At 36.4% G+C, this 16,330-nt stretch carries 16 protein-coding genes and 1 CRISPR repeat array; of the genes, 12 read left to right on the top strand and 4 right to left on the bottom strand.

Translation table 11 applies throughout. The features are described from left to right. Window positions 1–58: 58 nt before the first annotated feature. Window positions 59–883 (bottom strand): transcription factor RcaD, encoded by an 825-nt coding sequence (locus tag H6G69_RS05465; RefSeq protein WP_190682773.1) that lies wholly within the window; start codon window positions 881–883, stop codon window positions 59–61. A 231-nt stretch (window positions 884–1,114) separates the two neighbouring features. Beyond that, window positions 1,115–2,083, bottom strand: coding sequence for a glycosyltransferase family A protein (locus tag H6G69_RS05460; protein ID WP_190682770.1), 969 nt, complete (start codon window positions 2,081–2,083; stop codon window positions 1,115–1,117). Window positions 2,084–2,234: 151 nt separating this feature from the next. Between H6G69_RS05460 and H6G69_RS05455 the strand changes: the two genes are divergently transcribed. The 4 genes from H6G69_RS05455 (at window position 2,235) to cas2 (ending at window position 6,348) form a co-directional block, all read left to right on the top strand. Then, window positions 2,235–3,470 (top strand): glycosyltransferase family 4 protein, encoded by a 1,236-nt coding sequence (locus H6G69_RS05455; protein ID WP_190682769.1) that lies wholly within the window; start codon window positions 2,235–2,237, stop codon window positions 3,468–3,470. Window positions 3,471–3,998: 528 nt separating this feature from the next. Beyond that, on the top strand, window positions 3,999–4,922 hold the full coding sequence (locus H6G69_RS05450) for a reverse transcriptase domain-containing protein (protein WP_242071981.1): 924 nt from the start codon (window positions 3,999–4,001) through the stop codon (window positions 4,920–4,922). Window positions 4,923–5,068: 146 nt separating this feature from the next. Beyond that, entirely contained in the window at window positions 5,069–6,073 is a 1,005-nt protein-coding gene (gene cas1 / locus H6G69_RS05445) for a CRISPR-associated endonuclease Cas1 (protein ID WP_190682766.1), read from the top strand. Further along, a complete protein-coding gene (gene cas2 / locus H6G69_RS05440; protein ID WP_190682763.1) occupies window positions 6,073–6,348 on the top strand; it encodes a CRISPR-associated endonuclease Cas2 in 276 nt (91 codons plus the stop codon). Before cas1 ends, cas2 begins: the two co-directional genes overlap by 1 nt. Before the next feature lie 219 nt (window positions 6,349–6,567). Further along, window positions 6,568–7,100: a CRISPR direct-repeat array (repeat unit 36 nt; unit sequence CCCTACCGATTGGGTTAAATCGGAATAGTTGGAAAC). 181 nt (window positions 7,101–7,281) lie between these two features. On the opposite strand, the gene H6G69_RS05435 is transcribed toward cas2, so the two are convergent. Beyond that, entirely contained in the window at window positions 7,282–8,253 is a 972-nt protein-coding gene (locus H6G69_RS05435) for an NYN domain-containing protein (protein ID WP_190682759.1), read from the bottom strand. 161 nt (window positions 8,254–8,414) lie between these two features. Here H6G69_RS05435 and H6G69_RS05430 point away from each other — a divergent pair, with 161 nt between their 5' ends. The 5 genes from H6G69_RS05430 to H6G69_RS05410 all read left to right on the top strand — a co-directional run bounded on the left by H6G69_RS05430 (window position 8,415) and on the right by H6G69_RS05410 (window position 11,747). Further along, window positions 8,415–8,987 carry an NYN domain-containing protein gene (locus H6G69_RS05430; protein WP_190682756.1) on the top strand — a complete coding sequence of 191 codons (573 nt, stop codon included), beginning with the start codon at window positions 8,415–8,417 and terminating at the stop codon, window positions 8,985–8,987. Window positions 8,988–9,190: 203 nt separating this feature from the next. Then, complete coding sequence (locus tag H6G69_RS05425) at window positions 9,191–9,571, top strand: hypothetical protein (RefSeq protein ID WP_190682753.1); 381 nt, start codon at window positions 9,191–9,193, stop codon at window positions 9,569–9,571. A 40-nt stretch (window positions 9,572–9,611) separates the two neighbouring features. Beyond that, window positions 9,612–9,836 (top strand): hypothetical protein, encoded by a 225-nt coding sequence (locus tag H6G69_RS05420; protein ID WP_190682750.1) that lies wholly within the window; start codon window positions 9,612–9,614, stop codon window positions 9,834–9,836. 15 nt (window positions 9,837–9,851) lie between these two features. Continuing rightward, a complete protein-coding gene (locus H6G69_RS05415; protein ID WP_190682748.1) occupies window positions 9,852–10,337 on the top strand; it encodes a hypothetical protein in 486 nt (161 codons plus the stop codon). A 48-nt stretch (window positions 10,338–10,385) separates the two neighbouring features. Further along, entirely contained in the window at window positions 10,386–11,747 is a 1,362-nt protein-coding gene (locus H6G69_RS05410; protein ID WP_242071980.1) for a ThiF family adenylyltransferase, read from the top strand. Window positions 11,748–11,832: 85 nt separating this feature from the next. Here the strand turns inward: H6G69_RS05410 and crn3 are convergent, their stop codons facing one another. Continuing rightward, window positions 11,833–13,065, bottom strand: coding sequence for a CRISPR-associated ring nuclease Crn3/Csx3 (crn3, locus tag H6G69_RS05405; RefSeq protein WP_190682745.1), 1,233 nt, complete (start codon window positions 13,063–13,065; stop codon window positions 11,833–11,835). Between the two features lie 121 nt (window positions 13,066–13,186). Here crn3 and H6G69_RS05400 point away from each other — a divergent pair, with 121 nt between their 5' ends. The 3 genes from H6G69_RS05400 to H6G69_RS05390 all read left to right on the top strand — a co-directional run bounded on the left by H6G69_RS05400 (window position 13,187) and on the right by H6G69_RS05390 (window position 16,173). After that, window positions 13,187–14,719: a TIGR03985 family CRISPR-associated protein gene (locus H6G69_RS05400; RefSeq protein WP_190682742.1), complete on the top strand. Its 1,533-nt coding sequence runs from the start codon at window positions 13,187–13,189 to the stop codon at window positions 14,717–14,719. A 65-nt stretch (window positions 14,720–14,784) separates the two neighbouring features. Further along, window positions 14,785–15,357, top strand: coding sequence for an HD domain-containing protein (locus H6G69_RS05395; protein ID WP_190682739.1), 573 nt, complete (start codon window positions 14,785–14,787; stop codon window positions 15,355–15,357). 87 nt (window positions 15,358–15,444) lie between these two features. Next, window positions 15,445–16,173: a hypothetical protein gene (locus tag H6G69_RS05390; protein WP_190682736.1), complete on the top strand. Its 729-nt coding sequence runs from the start codon at window positions 15,445–15,447 to the stop codon at window positions 16,171–16,173. Window positions 16,174–16,330: the final 157 nt, after the last annotated feature.

Here is a 16,330-nt window from a genome sequence, read left to right as displayed (position 1 = left end):
ATCTAAATTTTGGTAAGTTAGCAACCTGAAGTGCAAGAAAAAATTATTACTGTCAGTGTTAATTAACACTGATAAAAAACAACGAACCGCCTATATTTTGAGGAATACCAGTATTTAACTGTTCTTGTGTATATTGTGTTGGATCTAACAATGTACTTAATTCAATTAGATCATTCTTTTGCAACCGATACAAAGCCTGATCTAATTCATCACGCGATAATGGCGGTTGTAATTTTTGACGTAGATGGAAAATTGGTAGATAATTCTCTGTTCCTAATTCTTTATCTAATTTCTCAATAATTCGTAAAATTTCTTCGTCATTAATATTAATGCTGGGTGGTTCAGGCGGCAATATAGGTTTAACTCGCAAAGTCTTGCGTAAAAATCTTAGATAATTACCCAGCAGTTCTAAGCTGATGGCTGGTTGAACACCTTTGTTGGGGTTGTAGTCATCCCGGAGAAACTCAATTCCTCTTTCCGTTAGCCAAACTTCAGCTTTGGTTTTTTTGAGTTGGGTTTCAGCTTCAATTAATCCGCGTTCCTTGAGGGTTTTTAATACTGTGTCTCGTTCAGCAGCTTTTAAACCAGCGATTTTGCTGGGTGCGATTTTACCAGAAGCTTTACTGATTTTCTCCAGCACCTTAAGTTCTGTGTCTGTGATAGGTACTTCTCCTGCTGGGAGTTTCAGCAAGGCTTGACCAGTAGATAAAATCTTAACCGTGGCAATCTCACGGGTATAGTCTACCAGTTCACGATCGCCTAAATCCCGACAAATTTTGTTTTTCTCAGTTTTAAACGAATTAAAGGTATTTGCACTCAATCCTGCTCGATAATTGGCAAATCCCAATAATTTTAGAAGAAACTTTAATTCATTTGTGTCCATGCTAGTCATCAAGCCTGTATATAATTTCAGCTATACTCTAGCGCGAAGGGCAATAATTTACACACCTTCTTATCGTAGCTGTAATTAATACAAGTGACTACAACATAGATAGCGATCGCATATAAACTACTGAGTTATACCTGTAAATTTTTATTAAAAAATAGAAATAATTATATACCCAAATTCTTTAAAAAATCAGGTATTTTAGTTTCTTAGTTGTTACAAATAAAGCTAATTCTGCTTTAATTGCAATTGCTTCCATCTACTCAACTTCAGCTTTAGCGACTTAGCAAATATTCGCGGTATAGTGTAAACTTGCCAAATAATCAAATTCCATAAATAGCCATACTGGGGATAACATTTCACCAGCATAATTTCTGCCATTAAATATAATCTAGTTTCTTTTAACGCACTATCCTTAACAATGTATCTGATTTGTTCTGACTTAGGCAGAGCATGACCAATAATGGCATCTTTTTGATAAAATTTTGCTTGCAAAAATAAGCCTAACAACCTATCTAAACTCCATGAAGGAACCCATTTTAGCGCACCAATAATTTTCATGGCTTGTGATAGTTCATAAAGTGCTGCTTTAACTCTTTTTGTTTGCCAAATTCTATTATTAAAGTTCTCGAAATGAATTCCGTTTTGGTCTGTTCTTTGTTTCCAAGGTAAAATTAGATGGCGAATATCGAAGGCTTTATCTAAAGGTGCAATTGGTACTTCTAGTAAACCTTGGTAATTTCCTTGTTGATAGGGAAATGGGTTTTCTGGTGTTTTTTGATCGACTGCTAATTTTTCTATATTCGGAATAGGTTCCCAGGCTTGTTGAATACGTGCTGTATCGTAATTATTAATATTTTTAATTTTGAGCCTCAAAACCCAACTTGTAGGAAATCTTTGAAAGTATTTTTGACATAATTCTAAAATATCTGGGTGCGCAAAGTCATCATCATCTAATGCCATCACATATTCACCATCGGCATTAATTAATCCTGTAAATCTTTGGATGACTTCGCCTTGATAAGGACTAATTAAAATGCTTACTCTAGGGTCATCAATGTCTTTGATATTTACGTCTGGCGGATAAACTAAAATAAATTGAATTTCACCTTTGATTTTCAATAACTGCTTTAACCAATAATCAGAATAATTGCCGCGTGTTGCAGTCACAATAGTCAAAAAAGGTTTATTATTCATGTTTTCCTTATATTGATTATGCAGAAAAATCAGTACAGTTAAAAATTAAACCTGTTCTAAAACCTCTAAAAGTGATATCAGAATAGATACTGAGTTTATCAAGATAATTTATAAGTTATAAATAACACTGGTTATGAAAAGGTTTAAATATATGCGTATTCTAATGCTATCATCAACGTTTCCGTATCCACCTAGTCGTGGCGGAACCGAAATTAGAACTTTTAATTTACTTAAATACTTGCAACAAAACCATTCTGTTACTTTGATTACGCAAAATCATAAGGATGTTTCTAGTGCAGAGGTAGAGGAATTAAGGAAATACGTAAGTGAACTGATAGTTTTCCCGATACCGCCAGAACCCCAAGAAAAAAATGCGATCGCTCGTCTAGTCGGTAAATCAGTGCGGTTCCTAGAATCTGTGCTAAAAGCCACACCGCCAAACGTGTTACATCGCTATTCACCACAGATTCAAGCCTTTGTAGATGATTATGTGCGCTTAAATAAGTGTGACGTAATTACTTGTGAACACAGTGTAAACGAAATTTATATTAAACCAGAATTTCGTCACAGTGTAAATACGGTGGTCGATGTTCACAGTTCAGTTTACGGCTGGATTCGCGGCCATTTAGAAATGGGCGCAGCGCAAAATCCACTACGCGACAGGCTTTATTTATCTTTGGTTCTCAAGCGTTACGAGCAGCGATACTGCAATAAATTTTCTAATATTGTGGTGACAACACAAGACGATCGCCAAGAATTTCTCAAACTGCGCCCTGATATTGAAATTGAAGTCATTCCCAACGGCGTAGATTTAGAACTATTTCCCTATCGTCAGCAAGACCCTGGTGGATATAAATTAGTCTTTGTGGGGGCGATGGATGCCTCACATAATGTCGATGCAGCCAGGTTTTTTGCCGTGGAAGTATTACCTAAACTGCAAGAATATTATCCCGAGACTACATTTAGTATTGTTGGTGCTAGACCGACACCAGAAGTTCTCGACTTGCAAAAGCTTCCTGGCGTTGTTGTCACTGGTCGCGTACCGTCAATGGTGGAATACTTGCATCAGTCTAGTGTGTGCGTTGTTCCGTTGCGAACTGGCTTTGGAATTAAAAATAAAACCTTAGAAGCAATGGCCGCTGGTGTACCCATAGTAGCAAGCGATCGCGGTTTAGAAGGACTAGCTGTAGATATACCCAACAAACCATTACGTGCTTTCAGGGCAAATACACCAGCAGAATACGTTACAGCTATTAGCGAATTATTCAATCATCCACATCTGCGTTCTCAATTGTCTCTCAACGGCAGACAATTAGTAGAATCTGAATTTACTTGGGATATCGCCGGAAAACTTTATGAACAAGTCTTGCTGAAAAAAACATTTTGAGAAGCTTGATGAAAAAGGCCTGTATTCAAAATTTCGCTATCTAAAAATTGTTGTCATTTTGTCGGGCAAAATTTGACATTTTTTGGGGGGAAGGTTCAAGCCCCACCCCTTGTGGGTGGCTTTATTTCCTTCTGCCTCCTGCCTCTTGCCTTCAGTTGACTTATAGGTATTGTGACTGGAATAGTTTTCAAAGGTTGATTCAAACTGTTCGCAAAGATATTGAAACGATAATGAAACCTGGCGTTGCATAAATGCGGGATGAATTAAGCATTTTTAGCAAGGTTAACTATTGATGTTTCGCGCCTTTGCGCCTACCCTGCGGGAAGCCGCTACCGCGTCTATGCGCGAAACAAAAAACATCCCTCTAATCAGCAACGCCTGAAACCTTATTTCTTTTGGAAACATGAGTTTCCTAAGCACAAATATATTTAATGTGAGAATTCAGAAGAGTTTAAGAATCTGAATAACCTTTAATAAGGAAGCTCATCGTAAGTTCTTATCAATCAAATTGTCAATGAATTTCTGGAATTGAGTAACTTTCAACAAGCATGGCAAAAAGTTGCTGAAAACAACGGCTGTGCAGGCATTGATGGCGAAACTATTGATAAATTTGCCAAGAATCAAACCATTAACATTTATCAATTGCGAGATTCTGTTAATAATGGTACTTATCAACCTTTGCCATGTAAGCAAGTAATAATGACCAAAAATAATGGGAGTACGAGACAGTTAAAAATCCCCACAGTCCGAGATAGAATTGTTCAGCAAGCTCTATTAAATGTAATTTATCCCGTGGTAGAAGCAAAATTTTCTACCTCAAGTTTTGCTTATCGTCCTAATTTATCTTATTTAAATGCAGTCGAAACAGTAGCCCAATGGCGAGACCAAGGTTATATTTGGGTATTCGATGCAGATATTGTTAAATTTTTCGATAATATTGACCACCAAAAATTATTACAAGCAGTCAGAGTCTATATAGATAATCCAGGAATTTTATGCTTAATTAAAGCTTGGATTTCCGCAGGCATACAAACCGATGAAGGACTGATATTATCACCAAAAGGCATACCCCAAGGGGCAGTAATTTCGCCAATATTAGCTAATATCTATCTACATAATTTTGATGAGACTATTACCGCAACAGATTTAAAACTTGTACGCTATGCAGATGACTTTTTGATATTAGCACAGACTCAAGAGCGCATTTTCCAAGCAAAACCCGAAATTATCCATCTTTTAGACTCTTTGGGGTTGATGATTAATCCTGAAAAAACCCAAATCACTAATTTTGCACGAGGATTTCGCTTTTTAGGACATGGTTTTTTAGAAAATGCGATTTTTCCCCTAGATACTAACTCCGAAAAGCTAAAATCTGGCATAGAAAAATTTCAAGCTAAAAAAAAAGTCCCAACACTGCACAAAAACAAAAAAAGCAAAAAAATCTACCGTTAGAACTAGATAAAATATATCTACTCGAAACTCAATCCGAAATAGCATCTCTACATCAGCCTTTCCTTGCAGAGACAGAAGTTGAACAATTATCTCCAGACAATGAAGAAGATAAAAGTCCTTGGCAGAAAAATATCTGGAATCAAGAAATGGCAGCAATATATCTACTTGAACAAGGAACAACCATTTACAAAGACTATCAACGGTTTATTATTTATGTTGCCGAAAAACCAAAACTTGAAGTTCCAATTCGAGAAGTTGAGCAAATTCTGGTTTTTGGTAATATTCAGCTATCAACCCATGTAATTAATGCTTGTTTACGCGAAAATATCACTGTCTTATTTCTCAGTCAATCTGGTCAATACCATGGTCATTTATGGAGTGAAGAATCAACCAATCTCGATAATCAATTAATTCAAATTGAACGCCGCCATGATGATTACTTTCAATTTAACGTTTCTAAAAGTATTGTTTTAGGCAAGCTGATAAATTCTAAGCAGTTACTCATACGGTTTAATCGCAAGCGCAAATTAGCAGAAGTAGAAAAAGCCATCTTTGGCATTAATCAAGACATTGATTCTCTGGATTTTGTTGATAATTTAGATTCGCTACGAGGTTACGAAGGCATTGCTGCGGCTAGATATTTTCCTGCGTTTGGCAAGTTAATTACTAATTCTAGCTTTAGTTTTGCTCAAAGATTTCGTCAACCACCAACCGATGAAATCAACTCTTTATTGAGTTTTGGCTACACATTGTTGTTTAATAATGTTTTAAGTTTTATTATTGCTGAAGGTCTTTCTCCTTATTTGGGTAATTTTCATTATGGTGAAAAGCAAAAACCTTATCTGGCTTTTGATTTGATGGAAGAATTTCGTTCTCCGATTGTTGACGGATTGGTTTTAAAGATTATTAACAATTCTGTGTTTAAACCTAAAGATTTTGAAATTATTGCTAATACGGGAGGAGTTTATTTAAGTACATCAGCTAGACGAATTTTTCTTAAATACTTTGAAAACCGGATGAATGAAGAGGTTTCTCATCCAGATGTACAGTCTATCGTCACATACCGTCATGCTGTTCAATTACAAGTAAGACGCTATAAACGGTGTTTATTATCTTCTATAAAATATGAACCTTTTTTAAGACCTGTTTAATGTTAGTCGTTGTTGTGTACGATATTCCTGATGATAAAAGACGCACAAAATTATCTAATTTTTTGGAGGGGTACGGACAAAGAATACAACTTTCTGTATTTGAATGTTTTTTAAGTTTAGAGGAGATGCGCCAACTATTCCATAAGGTAAAGGAGCAGGTGAAGGAATCGGAGGACAATGTGCGGTTCTATTGGATTTCTCAAGAAGCGGTTTCCAGGGTGTTAACTATTGGCTCTGAGAATCCCAAACCACCGCCGAAGTATTATGTTATCTAAGTTTTGGAGATTTTGATGGTGATAAATTACAAGTTCATCGACACACCTCGACAAATCGCTGAAACCCTATATTTTTCGTTGAGGTGTGTCGATTGCTTACAGGGTAAGGATTTGAGCTATGTATAATTCAGTGTTTTTATCCAAAATATATAGTGGTATATTAAGGTGTGTCGATTTGGCGGCTGAAACCCTTACTGGGTAAAGGCTCCTAGACGAACTCCCTACCGATTGGGTTAAATCGGAATAGTTGGAAACTTCGCATTCAAAATTTCCGCAACATTACTTGCATCAGCCCTACCGATTGGGTTAAATCGGAATAGTTGGAAACACCATAATGGTACTCAAGTACCAATTGGTTCTTCACCCTACCGATTGGGTTAAATCGGAATAGTTGGAAACGTTGGCCATTCACCTGGAATGCACCAACTTGACCCTACCGATTGGGTTAAATCGGAATAGTTGGAAACCACAGTGCCACATTTAGAGGAAATAAAGTGGATAGAACCCTACCGATTGGGTTAAATCGGAATAGTTGGAAACCATTCGGTTCGGTTCTTTGACCGAGAAATGTCTGTCATCCCTACCGATTGGGTTAAATCGGAATAGTTGGAAACCTTTTCTTAATTCTTCGCTAACGGTCTTTAACCCTACCGATTGGGTTAAATCGGAATAGTTGGAAACCTCCTATGAAACTGAAGCAGAAGGATGGTAGTGAACCCTACCGATTGGGTTAAATCGGAATAGTTATAAATAAAAAAGGCGTTGCTGATTAGAGGGATGTTTTTTGTTTCGCGCCTTTGCGCCTTTGCGCGAAACATCGATAGTTAACCTTGCTAAAAATGCTTAATTCATCCCGCATTTATGCAACGCCATAAAAAAATAACCCTCCTAACAATAGGAGGGTTTTTATTTAACGAATAACATCACTACAAATTAAGCCACATCAAACTTTTTATATTTAGCAATTTTGTAGTAAATATCATCTAAATAAATCACCACATCAGCTATTTGAGCAAGCTTATCGCTTAACATTTTTTTCTTAGCAACCACAGTGACTTTGACATTGCGACACTGTAAATCTGTAACTGCTGGAATAAAATCGCCATCACCACTTACAAGAATCACCTCATCTCCATTTTTAACTTCTCTCATCATGTCAACCACAATTTTGACATCATCACCAACGGTTTTAAAAGTTTGCTGTTCAGGTCTAGCTAAAATTGGCAGTTCAATCACCTCATAACGCAGATGATTTAAATAATTGAGAAATCGCTGTTGACCTTCACTAATTGGTGAATGTACACCAGTGTAATATTTAAAATTAGTCCGCAAAGCATTTTGTGAAAGTTCTATGCGTAAAGCATCATAATCAACTTCTATTTGCAAACTATCAGCCGCAAAACTTAAGTTATTACCATCTATATATACACGAGTTACTGGTTTAGGTGCTAAAACTAAATTTTCGCTAGAAGTCTGATTAAATTTCGTGGAAATATGAGTAGCTGGAGAACTGACAGGTTGTACTGTATTAACTAAGCTTTTTTCAAAGGTATTGACTGTTTTTAAAATTAGCTTTTGCTGATGTTCTAACTTTTGGATACTAGAGAGATAAAGACGCTGACGTGTATTTTGAGTTTGAACTTTTTTCTCTAGCTTTTGCAGTTCAGCCTGAGTTGCGCTGAGTTTAGCTTGCAAACCAATATTATGTTGTTGAAACTGACTAAACTGTTTTTGTTTTTCTTTTTCTAAAGAATGAACTTTTAATAGAAATCCTGTAGAAATAGCACCCATTCCCGCCAACTTTCCCATATCTCGCAACATAGGTTGATTAATTACAGAACCAGTTACTACAAATCCAACAGCAAGACCAGTAGTAACAGTCATTGCTTGAGTTAATTTCATCATATTTATCTCCGGCGTTAAAAGTTGTATGAATTCAAAGTATCAACCTGCCGGAAACACGTAATTCCACAAAATTATTTTATGTTGTTGTACCTTGAAGAAAACCCTCATTCCAAGCATGGGTTTTAATAATCCACATACAAGCACAAACCCAAACACAATATATGTTAACAAATCGTCGCGTCCTAATTTTTGCAGATAGTGACAATACATTTTTATCAGCACAAAGCTTTAACAGAAAAATCGACTGGCAAAAAATTCGTAACTATCTCGCTGACCCAAAAGAAGGGAGAGAATTAATTGAAATGGTCATTTATGTTGGCTTACCTCCAGCTAGAGAACGATTTGAAGAACAACGAAAAACTAAAGAAAAATTTATATATTGGGCAAGAAGCAATGGTTTTTTAGTTGTTGCGAAAGAAGGTAAAGCCAAAGGAGATGATTATGAAACTAATGTAGATGTTGTCATGGCGATGGATGCAATTGAATTGGCTTTAGAAGTCAAACCAGACATTGTTGTTTTAGTAACAGGAGATTCTGATTTTGCTTATTTAGCTGAAAAACTCAGAAGGCGGGGAATGCGCGTTGAAGTTGCATCTGTAGAACAATCTTTAGGGAATGAATTAAAAAATGCTGCTAATAGTGTTGTTGATTTAATTGAGGTATTTGATACATTCAACGCTCAAAATGGCAACGAAAATTATCACCGCATTGGTAATGCTAATGTCTTCGATTGATTAATGATTAGCCCCAGCGAATGTAATTCGCGGCTATACAAACAAAGTCCGCACTTCGACATGGTTCGACTGCGCTCACCAGTCGCTCAGTGACCACCTGCGCGGACTGATCAAAAATAAAGGGTTTTGCCTGTGTAGCCGCCTAGTACAAGATTTGTGTTGTCTATTGACTACTATTTCAAATTTATTTCAGGAGGTAAATAATGCAAACAATTAACGGTAAATTAATCGCTCAAGAACAAAATCAACTAAATACACTCAAGCAACAAACCCAAAGTATAATTCAACGTTGCCAACATTTAGAATCACAAATTACTACGATTAGTCAACAACAAAATACCCAGTATTTACAAGAAATAAATGCTGTAAAAAACTACGTTAATAAACTAGATAAAAAAGTAATTTATCTAGAACAAACAGTTTCTCAACAATTCAAAAAACTTGTCTTAATGAATATTTGTAGTGCAATTGGTTTAATCGGGTTGTGGTTTTGGCTAGGAAATAATATACAGCCGACACATCAAAAAAGTAAAGCACAACAACATTCCCAGTTAATTGAAATTAAACACCACTCAGTTTACTAACACATTTATGCAACGGTTGATCACAAATTAAGGAGTTGTTATGAGAGCAGTGATTAATGGCAAACTGGTTGATTTACCAGAAGGTGCAACAGTAGAAGAATTGAGAAAGAGATTACCAGAAATTGGTAATGATGACGTAATGGAAGAAGGTTTTGGGGGAACTCGACCTCTAAAAAATACAGAAGCCTTAAAAGAAGGTTCCAAAGTATGGACAGTTCCCAAAATTGTCAAAGGTTCTGCAAGTTTTGATTTTACTGCATATTAATCTTAAAGGTGAAGTATGACCATCACAATTAGTCAGGATAAATCAGGTTTTAAACCATCTGCGAGGCTTGTAGAAGAACTACAACTACTAGAAAAAGTTGCCAAGAATATTATTGTCGGAAGTAAGACAGTTGGTAACACCAAATACACGGCTATTTTAGTTAAAGGAATGCCATTATCTTCTAAAAAATTCACTGTTTCTAATACTGATGTTTTGTTTTTGTTACCTCCTGATTATCCTCGACTACCTCCAATTGGCTGCTATCTTAATTACCCTTGGAATACTACAGGAGAAGGCGACCATCACTTTACGAGACAAAGTTACTATGGTGCGCCATTTTTAAGCGAGCAAGGATGGTACTGGTACTGTGTAGGACTGGGTGGAGGATTTAATCAAGAAGTTTGGCTCAATTCTTGGAAACCCAGTAATCAGGTTGATAAAGGTCATAATTTAGCGACATTATTTGTCACCGCACGTCACGCAATTAATAGTGATGAATAGTCAATAATTAATAGCATTTGTCTGTAAATAATTGAGTGTAAGAATACTATGAAAATTCAAAAGCAGCAATCAAATATTTCTCTGCATATACCCCCAAAAATGTGGTTGCAGTTTTGCCAAGCAATGCTAAAGTATCGCTCGATGAATGAAGAAGTTATTGGGTTTTTCTTTTGTCAACGCCAGCAAATATCAAAAAATAAAATCCGCTATATTCCCAAAGCTTGGGTAGTACCTTTACCTGATTGTTACGAACGCCAATCTGCAAGCGGCTTAGTCTTAACACAGCAGTTTCATTGGCATTTGCTAAAAAATTATTTGTCTGAAGGTTTAGATGTGGTGCATATCCATACCCACGCGGGTGATATTTGTCCTGAATTTTCTTTGGTTGATGACCGTTATGAATCGGAATATTCTCGATTTATTGCGTCTCATTTCCCGAAAAAACCTCGGTTGATTTCTGGGGTATTTGATGAGTCTTTACAAAAGTCTCAGTTTAGAATCTGGGATAGAAAAGGACGCAGTTATCAAAGTATTAAATGCTGTCACTCATGGTTAGAGGTTGGAGAAAATCCAAATTCTTTGAGTAATATCAATTCAATGTTTATCCGACAGCAGATATTTGGTGATGCTTGTCAAAAACATCTGAGTGAATTGAAAGTTACTTTAATCGGTTGTGGCGGTATTGGTTCAATATTTGCAGAATTATTAGGACGTTTAGGTGTGAAAAATTGGGTATTAATTGACCCAGACCGTTTAGAACCAGTAAATCTGAATCGAATGCCGGGAGCTACACAAAAAATGGCAGAGCAGCAATGGTATAAGGTAGATTATGTGAAGTATCTCATTAAAAGAATCTATCAAACAGGTTCTTGTGTCAAAGCGATACCAACATCAGTTGAAAATGAATTAGCCAAACAAGAAATTGCATCTTCTGATTTAATTGTTGTAGCTACAGATAATCATCTTTCGCGCCAAGTCGCTCAAGAATTAGCCTTGGAATATCTGCGTCCTTTGGTTTGTTTAGGTACTCATATAGATATTAAGAAATCAGATAACCAACCACGGATGTACTGTCGTGTGACTGTTCCTCCTCTTGGCGGTGGCTGGTGTTTGATGTGCGGAAATATTATTAGTTTGCAAAGAGCCGCTTTAGAGTCTGCACCGATGGAGATTAATCAAATGGCTGCTGGTGCAGGTTATTTAGAAGGCGTTAATGACCCAGCAGTATTTTGGTTAAATAGCATTTGTGCTAGCACCGGGGTTGGGATAATTCACGGAATGGTGAGTGGCTTTTTAAATTTAGATGCTGGGATTGATTGGATTTATGAGTTCCCTGGTTCTGTTTGGCATAAAACTAATGTAGAGCATTTAGAAACTCATGATTGTTATTTTTGTGCAAATGGGAAGTGAGCAATAAAAAACCCTGCATTGATGCAGGGGTTTGATTTGATAGAAAATCATTTGATAGTTGTGAGATAATGGGAGTTAGATTGTTTCATCTAATCAATTTTTTCACCGCTTCTAGTAATTCTTGAGGAACTGTTTCAGTTTGCTCGTACTTCCAAGGGCCGACAATCATTTCTAAGTATGAGTGGTTATTCACAATTACTTCTGATTTTTCCTCTTTTGCACTGTGGATGACTGCTAAGGGAATTAATTGTTCTTGAGTGTTTTTGTCTGGTTTTTGAAAGAATTCATGCCATTGTGCTACACCCTCTAAAGAGTTACTAATAATAATGTAGTGAGTAGCACTGTGTAACAACATTTTATCAGATTCTTTTGGCTGACCGCCAATATCGATTAAGATTAAATCTGTATATTTGCGAATTTCTTGAATCACTTGAGCCTGTTGAGAGAAATATTCTGCTAGGTTTTCGGGTTGTTTCCAGCGTCCTGCAATTTTTGATAGTTCGTTAGCTAATTCTTGATTGCTAGCCATTGTTTTAGCAAACCAGTCTCCTTCTCCATCCCATGCGACTCGATGTAAATAAACTTTATTGTTCCAGCCATGATTGACTAAGGTTTGTTTTAAGGTATAGGCCAGGAGACTTTTACCGCTATCAGGTGGGCCACCAAAGACAATAGCTGCACAAGGTGGTTTGGGTACTAATTTAAATGTGTCGCCAGGAATCAATTGTGAGGAACGACTCATCACTACTACGGCTTCGGTGGTTTTCATGTTGTAACAAGCTATCCAGGAGGCTTGTTGACAGCGAATCACTAAGTAAGCATAAAGCCATAATGGTGCTTGTCCCCATAAAACTATTTCGCGGTTCCAGTCTATGTTGCTTGGCAGAGTCAAATATTTTAGAGTCTGAGGAGAGATATTCACAGCATCGATTAATAAACACTGATAGCGATCGCCTTCGATGGTAGTGAATTCATCTACTGTTAACTTTAAATTACCATTAGACTCATCATCTTTAGTAGAGTTTAAAACTTCTCCGACTTCTACATTGGGTGTGTTGTGCGTCTGTATGACTACTATTCCTTCCCTCTGAGGATAATAACAGCCTACCCAAGCCGCATTTTGAAGTTGATTAGCTAAATAACCATAAAGCCAGTTAGGTGCGCTACCATCAATTACCAATCCATGATTCCAGTTGATGTTATCTGGTAACTTTAATTCTTTGAGGACTGTAGCTGGAAGTTGCTTATTGTAAGGAATTTGGAGTTTTTGGTAAGGTTGCTGAGGGGGATGATTTTCAACAAGTAAGTTAAGTATCATGGCTGGCTGGTTTTCCTTAACTTGATAGATTTACTTTTAAGACAATACAAATTTGTGGTAGACCGCTATTCCTGGGTTAGCGATACTAGATATTGTGATGACAATATTAGGTGTCAGGTTTATGTCTACTGATTCTCCTCAATTGTTTAATTATGCGCCAACATTAGAATTGTTACGGAGTTTTTTACCCTCCAAAGCTGTGTTATCAGAGGCAGATGCTTTTAAAAAAGTCTGGAGAATATATATATATTTAAAAACTATATATGGTGATGGCATTAGTTTAGGAGAAGACCAATATATTAATTCACCTTTAGCTGGAAGTAGCACAAACTCCAAATTTAGTTTTTTAGATTGGGTAAGTCAGCTTAATATCTGCTTAAAACATCAGTCTTTGCTGCAAATACAGCCTAAATCAAATAAAGTAACGCAGCACCATAATGCTGAAGCTAATCTCAATTTACTGCAACAACTAACTATTAAAGATATTTGGCAGACGATGTTTTACAACCAAATTCAACAAGAGCAATGGCTAAAATCTTTTCAAGATTTTTATCGAGTTGATGAGATAAAAATTCAAGAATTATTAGAACTTCACCCGTTTGATAGTCAAGGTTGTGATTTCAATAATCGTACCCGTGCTTATCGGCTAGATTTTCAAAATAATTTAGCTAATCCTGAATTAAATCAATGGCTGCAACCAGTTTTTGCCTCTAATAATAAGCTCACTGGTAATTATTATCAAGTTAATTCTTGGTTAGATTTAATTCCTGAATCATTACGACAAAGTGATGATTCCAAAACAACTAATGGCTTTACTTCGGAATATATTACTAATTACGAATTAGCTGATTTTATTACGAGATTTACTCAAGGTAGTCAAAAAAGACTACTATTTGCCGCAGAGTTTATTACGTCGGCAAATATTAAAAAGTCTAAATATAATGCTATTATTAACGCTATCGAGACAAACTGGCAAGAAATTAATTCGGTCAAGCCGTTAAGAATTACTTACAAAAAATTCCAAACTTCTCAAGCAATTACAACTATTATTTATCCGGTAATATTCTATTACATTAAACGCGGAACTTATCTCTATGCTATTAATGATGTAGCAGAATTTAATTATATTTGGGAAGGTTATCGACTAGATAGGATTTTAGATGTCGAAATATTAGATTGGGAAAATCCACAAATTCCGGAAAATTTACGTCAACTCAAGGATGATGATGAATTACCGACTCCTGAAGAGGTAGAAGATTCTTTGGATGCTGATGTTTTAGGTTATGCTTTTTGGCAAGACAAAAAGATGATGTTTGTTCGATTTAATCTGAGTCATTATAGTAAATATATTCAAGATACTTCCCGCCAAGATATTTTTCAGGAAATTAATTTAGAAAATTTGGCAGAACATAGGAGTATGTTAGAGGATTTTTTCAATACAAGAGAAATGTCAGTAATTATTAAAACTTTAAAAGCACAACATCCGAAGGAACAATATGTATTTTGCATAGCTAAGTTTTATGCGGAAGATATTGATGTGTTTTTGAGAATCTTGACTTGGGGTAAAAATGTCAAAGTGATTTTACCGTTAGATTTAAAGAACAAAATCTATACTGAAATTGAATCGGCTTTGGCAGTTTATCAAGAAAACTAAATAAGTGTAATCTGGCAAGTGACAGGTAAAAATAATCATCTAAAAATATGAATGGGATTTCGGCAATGCAATCAAAGTTAACTGTTCGGTTTGAATCTGCGTTAGTATTTGCGACACAACTCCACGCGCAACAAATTAGAAAAATTAGTGGTGTTCCTTATATTAGTCATTTGTTAAGTGTTGCTGCTTTGGTGATTGAAGATGGAGGTAGTGAAGATGAGGCGATCGCAGCTTTACTTCATGATGCCATAGAAGACCAAGGCGGGGCAAGCACGGCTCAAATTATCCGTCAAAAATTTGGTGATAAAGTAGCCGATATTGTCGAAAGTTGCACTGAGTCTGATGCTGTACCTAAACCACCTTGGGAAGAATGTAAACAACAGTATCTCCAAAAAATTTCTCAAGGTTCACCAGAGGTTTTACGAGTAGTTTTAGCAGATAAAGTACACAATGCACGCTCAAATTTAACTGAATTTTATCTGTATGGAGATAAAGCATGGACTCTAGCACAACGTCAAAGAACTCTGTGGTTTTATCACTCTGTTATCGAAATTGCCCAAAAATTTGTTGATTCGCCACTATTAGCAGAATTCAAACGCATAGTTCAACAATTAGAAGCTTTAGATTCGACTACTTGAGAAGAAATACAGGATTTTTTGTGGAATTCCCCCTCTCCTAGTCAATGGCAAACTTAACAGTATAAATTGACGAAGGAGACAGCAATAATGAAATACCCAGTTCGTAAATTATCTCAACAGCCTCCTAGTATTCTTTTAGAAAAGGTAGAAAAAGAGCCGCCTTTGTGGAAATATTCTTTTACTTGGGTTTGTGCTGTGGCTGGTGTATTGTTGCTGGGTGTTCCTATCGTAATAGATAGCTTTACACATCGAGTTAATAGTGCATTTTTGGTGGATGTGTCGCTATCAAATCAACCTTATAAAGCTGAGTTAGAAAAGCTTTGTCATCAATATACTGAGCATTTAGTTGAGGGTGATATTCGCATTCAAGGAAAGTTTGCAGATAGAGCGACAATCTTAAGTAATCAGGAATTTCAAGAGCGCGATCGCCTGTCGTTACAAAACCAATGCCAACAGATTACCACACAGCCACCAGGAATTGGTCAAACTCCCGGAACATCCTTAATTGATGCACTCTCTCGTTTAGAAACAGAAATTCACCACCAACAAAGCCAAGGTCATACTCAACCTGTCGCCGCAGCAATTGTTATCCAATCTGCTGAACTTGTCAATCACCAGCAACAAGATTTTACGCTGATTAAATCGAAAATCGAAAGCATTATCCAAAAAGGTGGTGCAGTCACAATTATTGGCTCATCTGTTGATTTACAAAACCAATTGAGCCGTCAGTTAGTATCAGTTAAAAATACGCAAGTTTGCACCTATAGTGATAGTCTGGCTTGTCTGGATTGGTTGTTTCAAACAGTGCGGAAATAGGGATTTCCTATGAGCAATTAAGATGATTTTATTAAATATAGGGCTACCGTGTACACACAAGTCGAAAATTTGCAGTCTGAAACCGTATCCCGCCTAGAACTAAAGTTCCAGGCTCATAGGCAAAGTCCACAAAACGTGGACTGGAAGATATTTTTAG

Origin of the sequence: Nostoc sp. FACHB-110 (assembly GCF_014697425.1) — a bacterium.
GTDB lineage: Bacteria > Cyanobacteriota > Cyanobacteriia > Cyanobacteriales > Nostocaceae > Nostoc_B.
The sequence above is the reverse complement of the archived record's forward strand: the minus strand, read 5'-3'. Positions and strand labels throughout refer to the sequence as shown.

Coding starts and splice junctions, on each gene's coding strand:
- H6G69_RS05465 (WP_190682773.1), bottom strand. CDS start 883: ATGGACACAAATGAATTAAAGTTTCTTCTAAAATTATTGGGATTTGCC.
- H6G69_RS05460 (WP_190682770.1), bottom strand. CDS start 2,083: ATGAATAATAAACCTTTTTTGACTATTGTGACTGCAACACGCGGCAAT.
- H6G69_RS05455 (WP_190682769.1), top strand. CDS start 2,235: ATGCGTATTCTAATGCTATCATCAACGTTTCCGTATCCACCTAGTCGT.
- cas1 (WP_190682766.1), top strand. CDS start 5,069: ATGGCAGCAATATATCTACTTGAACAAGGAACAACCATTTACAAAGAC.
- cas2 (WP_190682763.1), top strand. CDS start 6,073: ATGTTAGTCGTTGTTGTGTACGATATTCCTGATGATAAAAGACGCACA.
- H6G69_RS05435 (WP_190682759.1), bottom strand. CDS start 8,253: ATGATGAAATTAACTCAAGCAATGACTGTTACTACTGGTCTTGCTGTT.
- H6G69_RS05430 (WP_190682756.1), top strand. CDS start 8,415: ATGTTAACAAATCGTCGCGTCCTAATTTTTGCAGATAGTGACAATACA.
- H6G69_RS05425 (WP_190682753.1), top strand. CDS start 9,191: ATGCAAACAATTAACGGTAAATTAATCGCTCAAGAACAAAATCAACTA.
- H6G69_RS05420 (WP_190682750.1), top strand. CDS start 9,612: ATGAGAGCAGTGATTAATGGCAAACTGGTTGATTTACCAGAAGGTGCA.
- H6G69_RS05415 (WP_190682748.1), top strand. CDS start 9,852: ATGACCATCACAATTAGTCAGGATAAATCAGGTTTTAAACCATCTGCG.
- H6G69_RS05410 (WP_242071980.1), top strand. CDS start 10,386: ATGAAAATTCAAAAGCAGCAATCAAATATTTCTCTGCATATACCCCCA.
- crn3 (WP_190682745.1), bottom strand. CDS start 13,065: ATGATACTTAACTTACTTGTTGAAAATCATCCCCCTCAGCAACCTTAC.
- H6G69_RS05400 (WP_190682742.1), top strand. CDS start 13,187: ATGTCTACTGATTCTCCTCAATTGTTTAATTATGCGCCAACATTAGAA.
- H6G69_RS05395 (WP_190682739.1), top strand. CDS start 14,785: ATGCAATCAAAGTTAACTGTTCGGTTTGAATCTGCGTTAGTATTTGCG.
- H6G69_RS05390 (WP_190682736.1), top strand. CDS start 15,445: ATGAAATACCCAGTTCGTAAATTATCTCAACAGCCTCCTAGTATTCTT.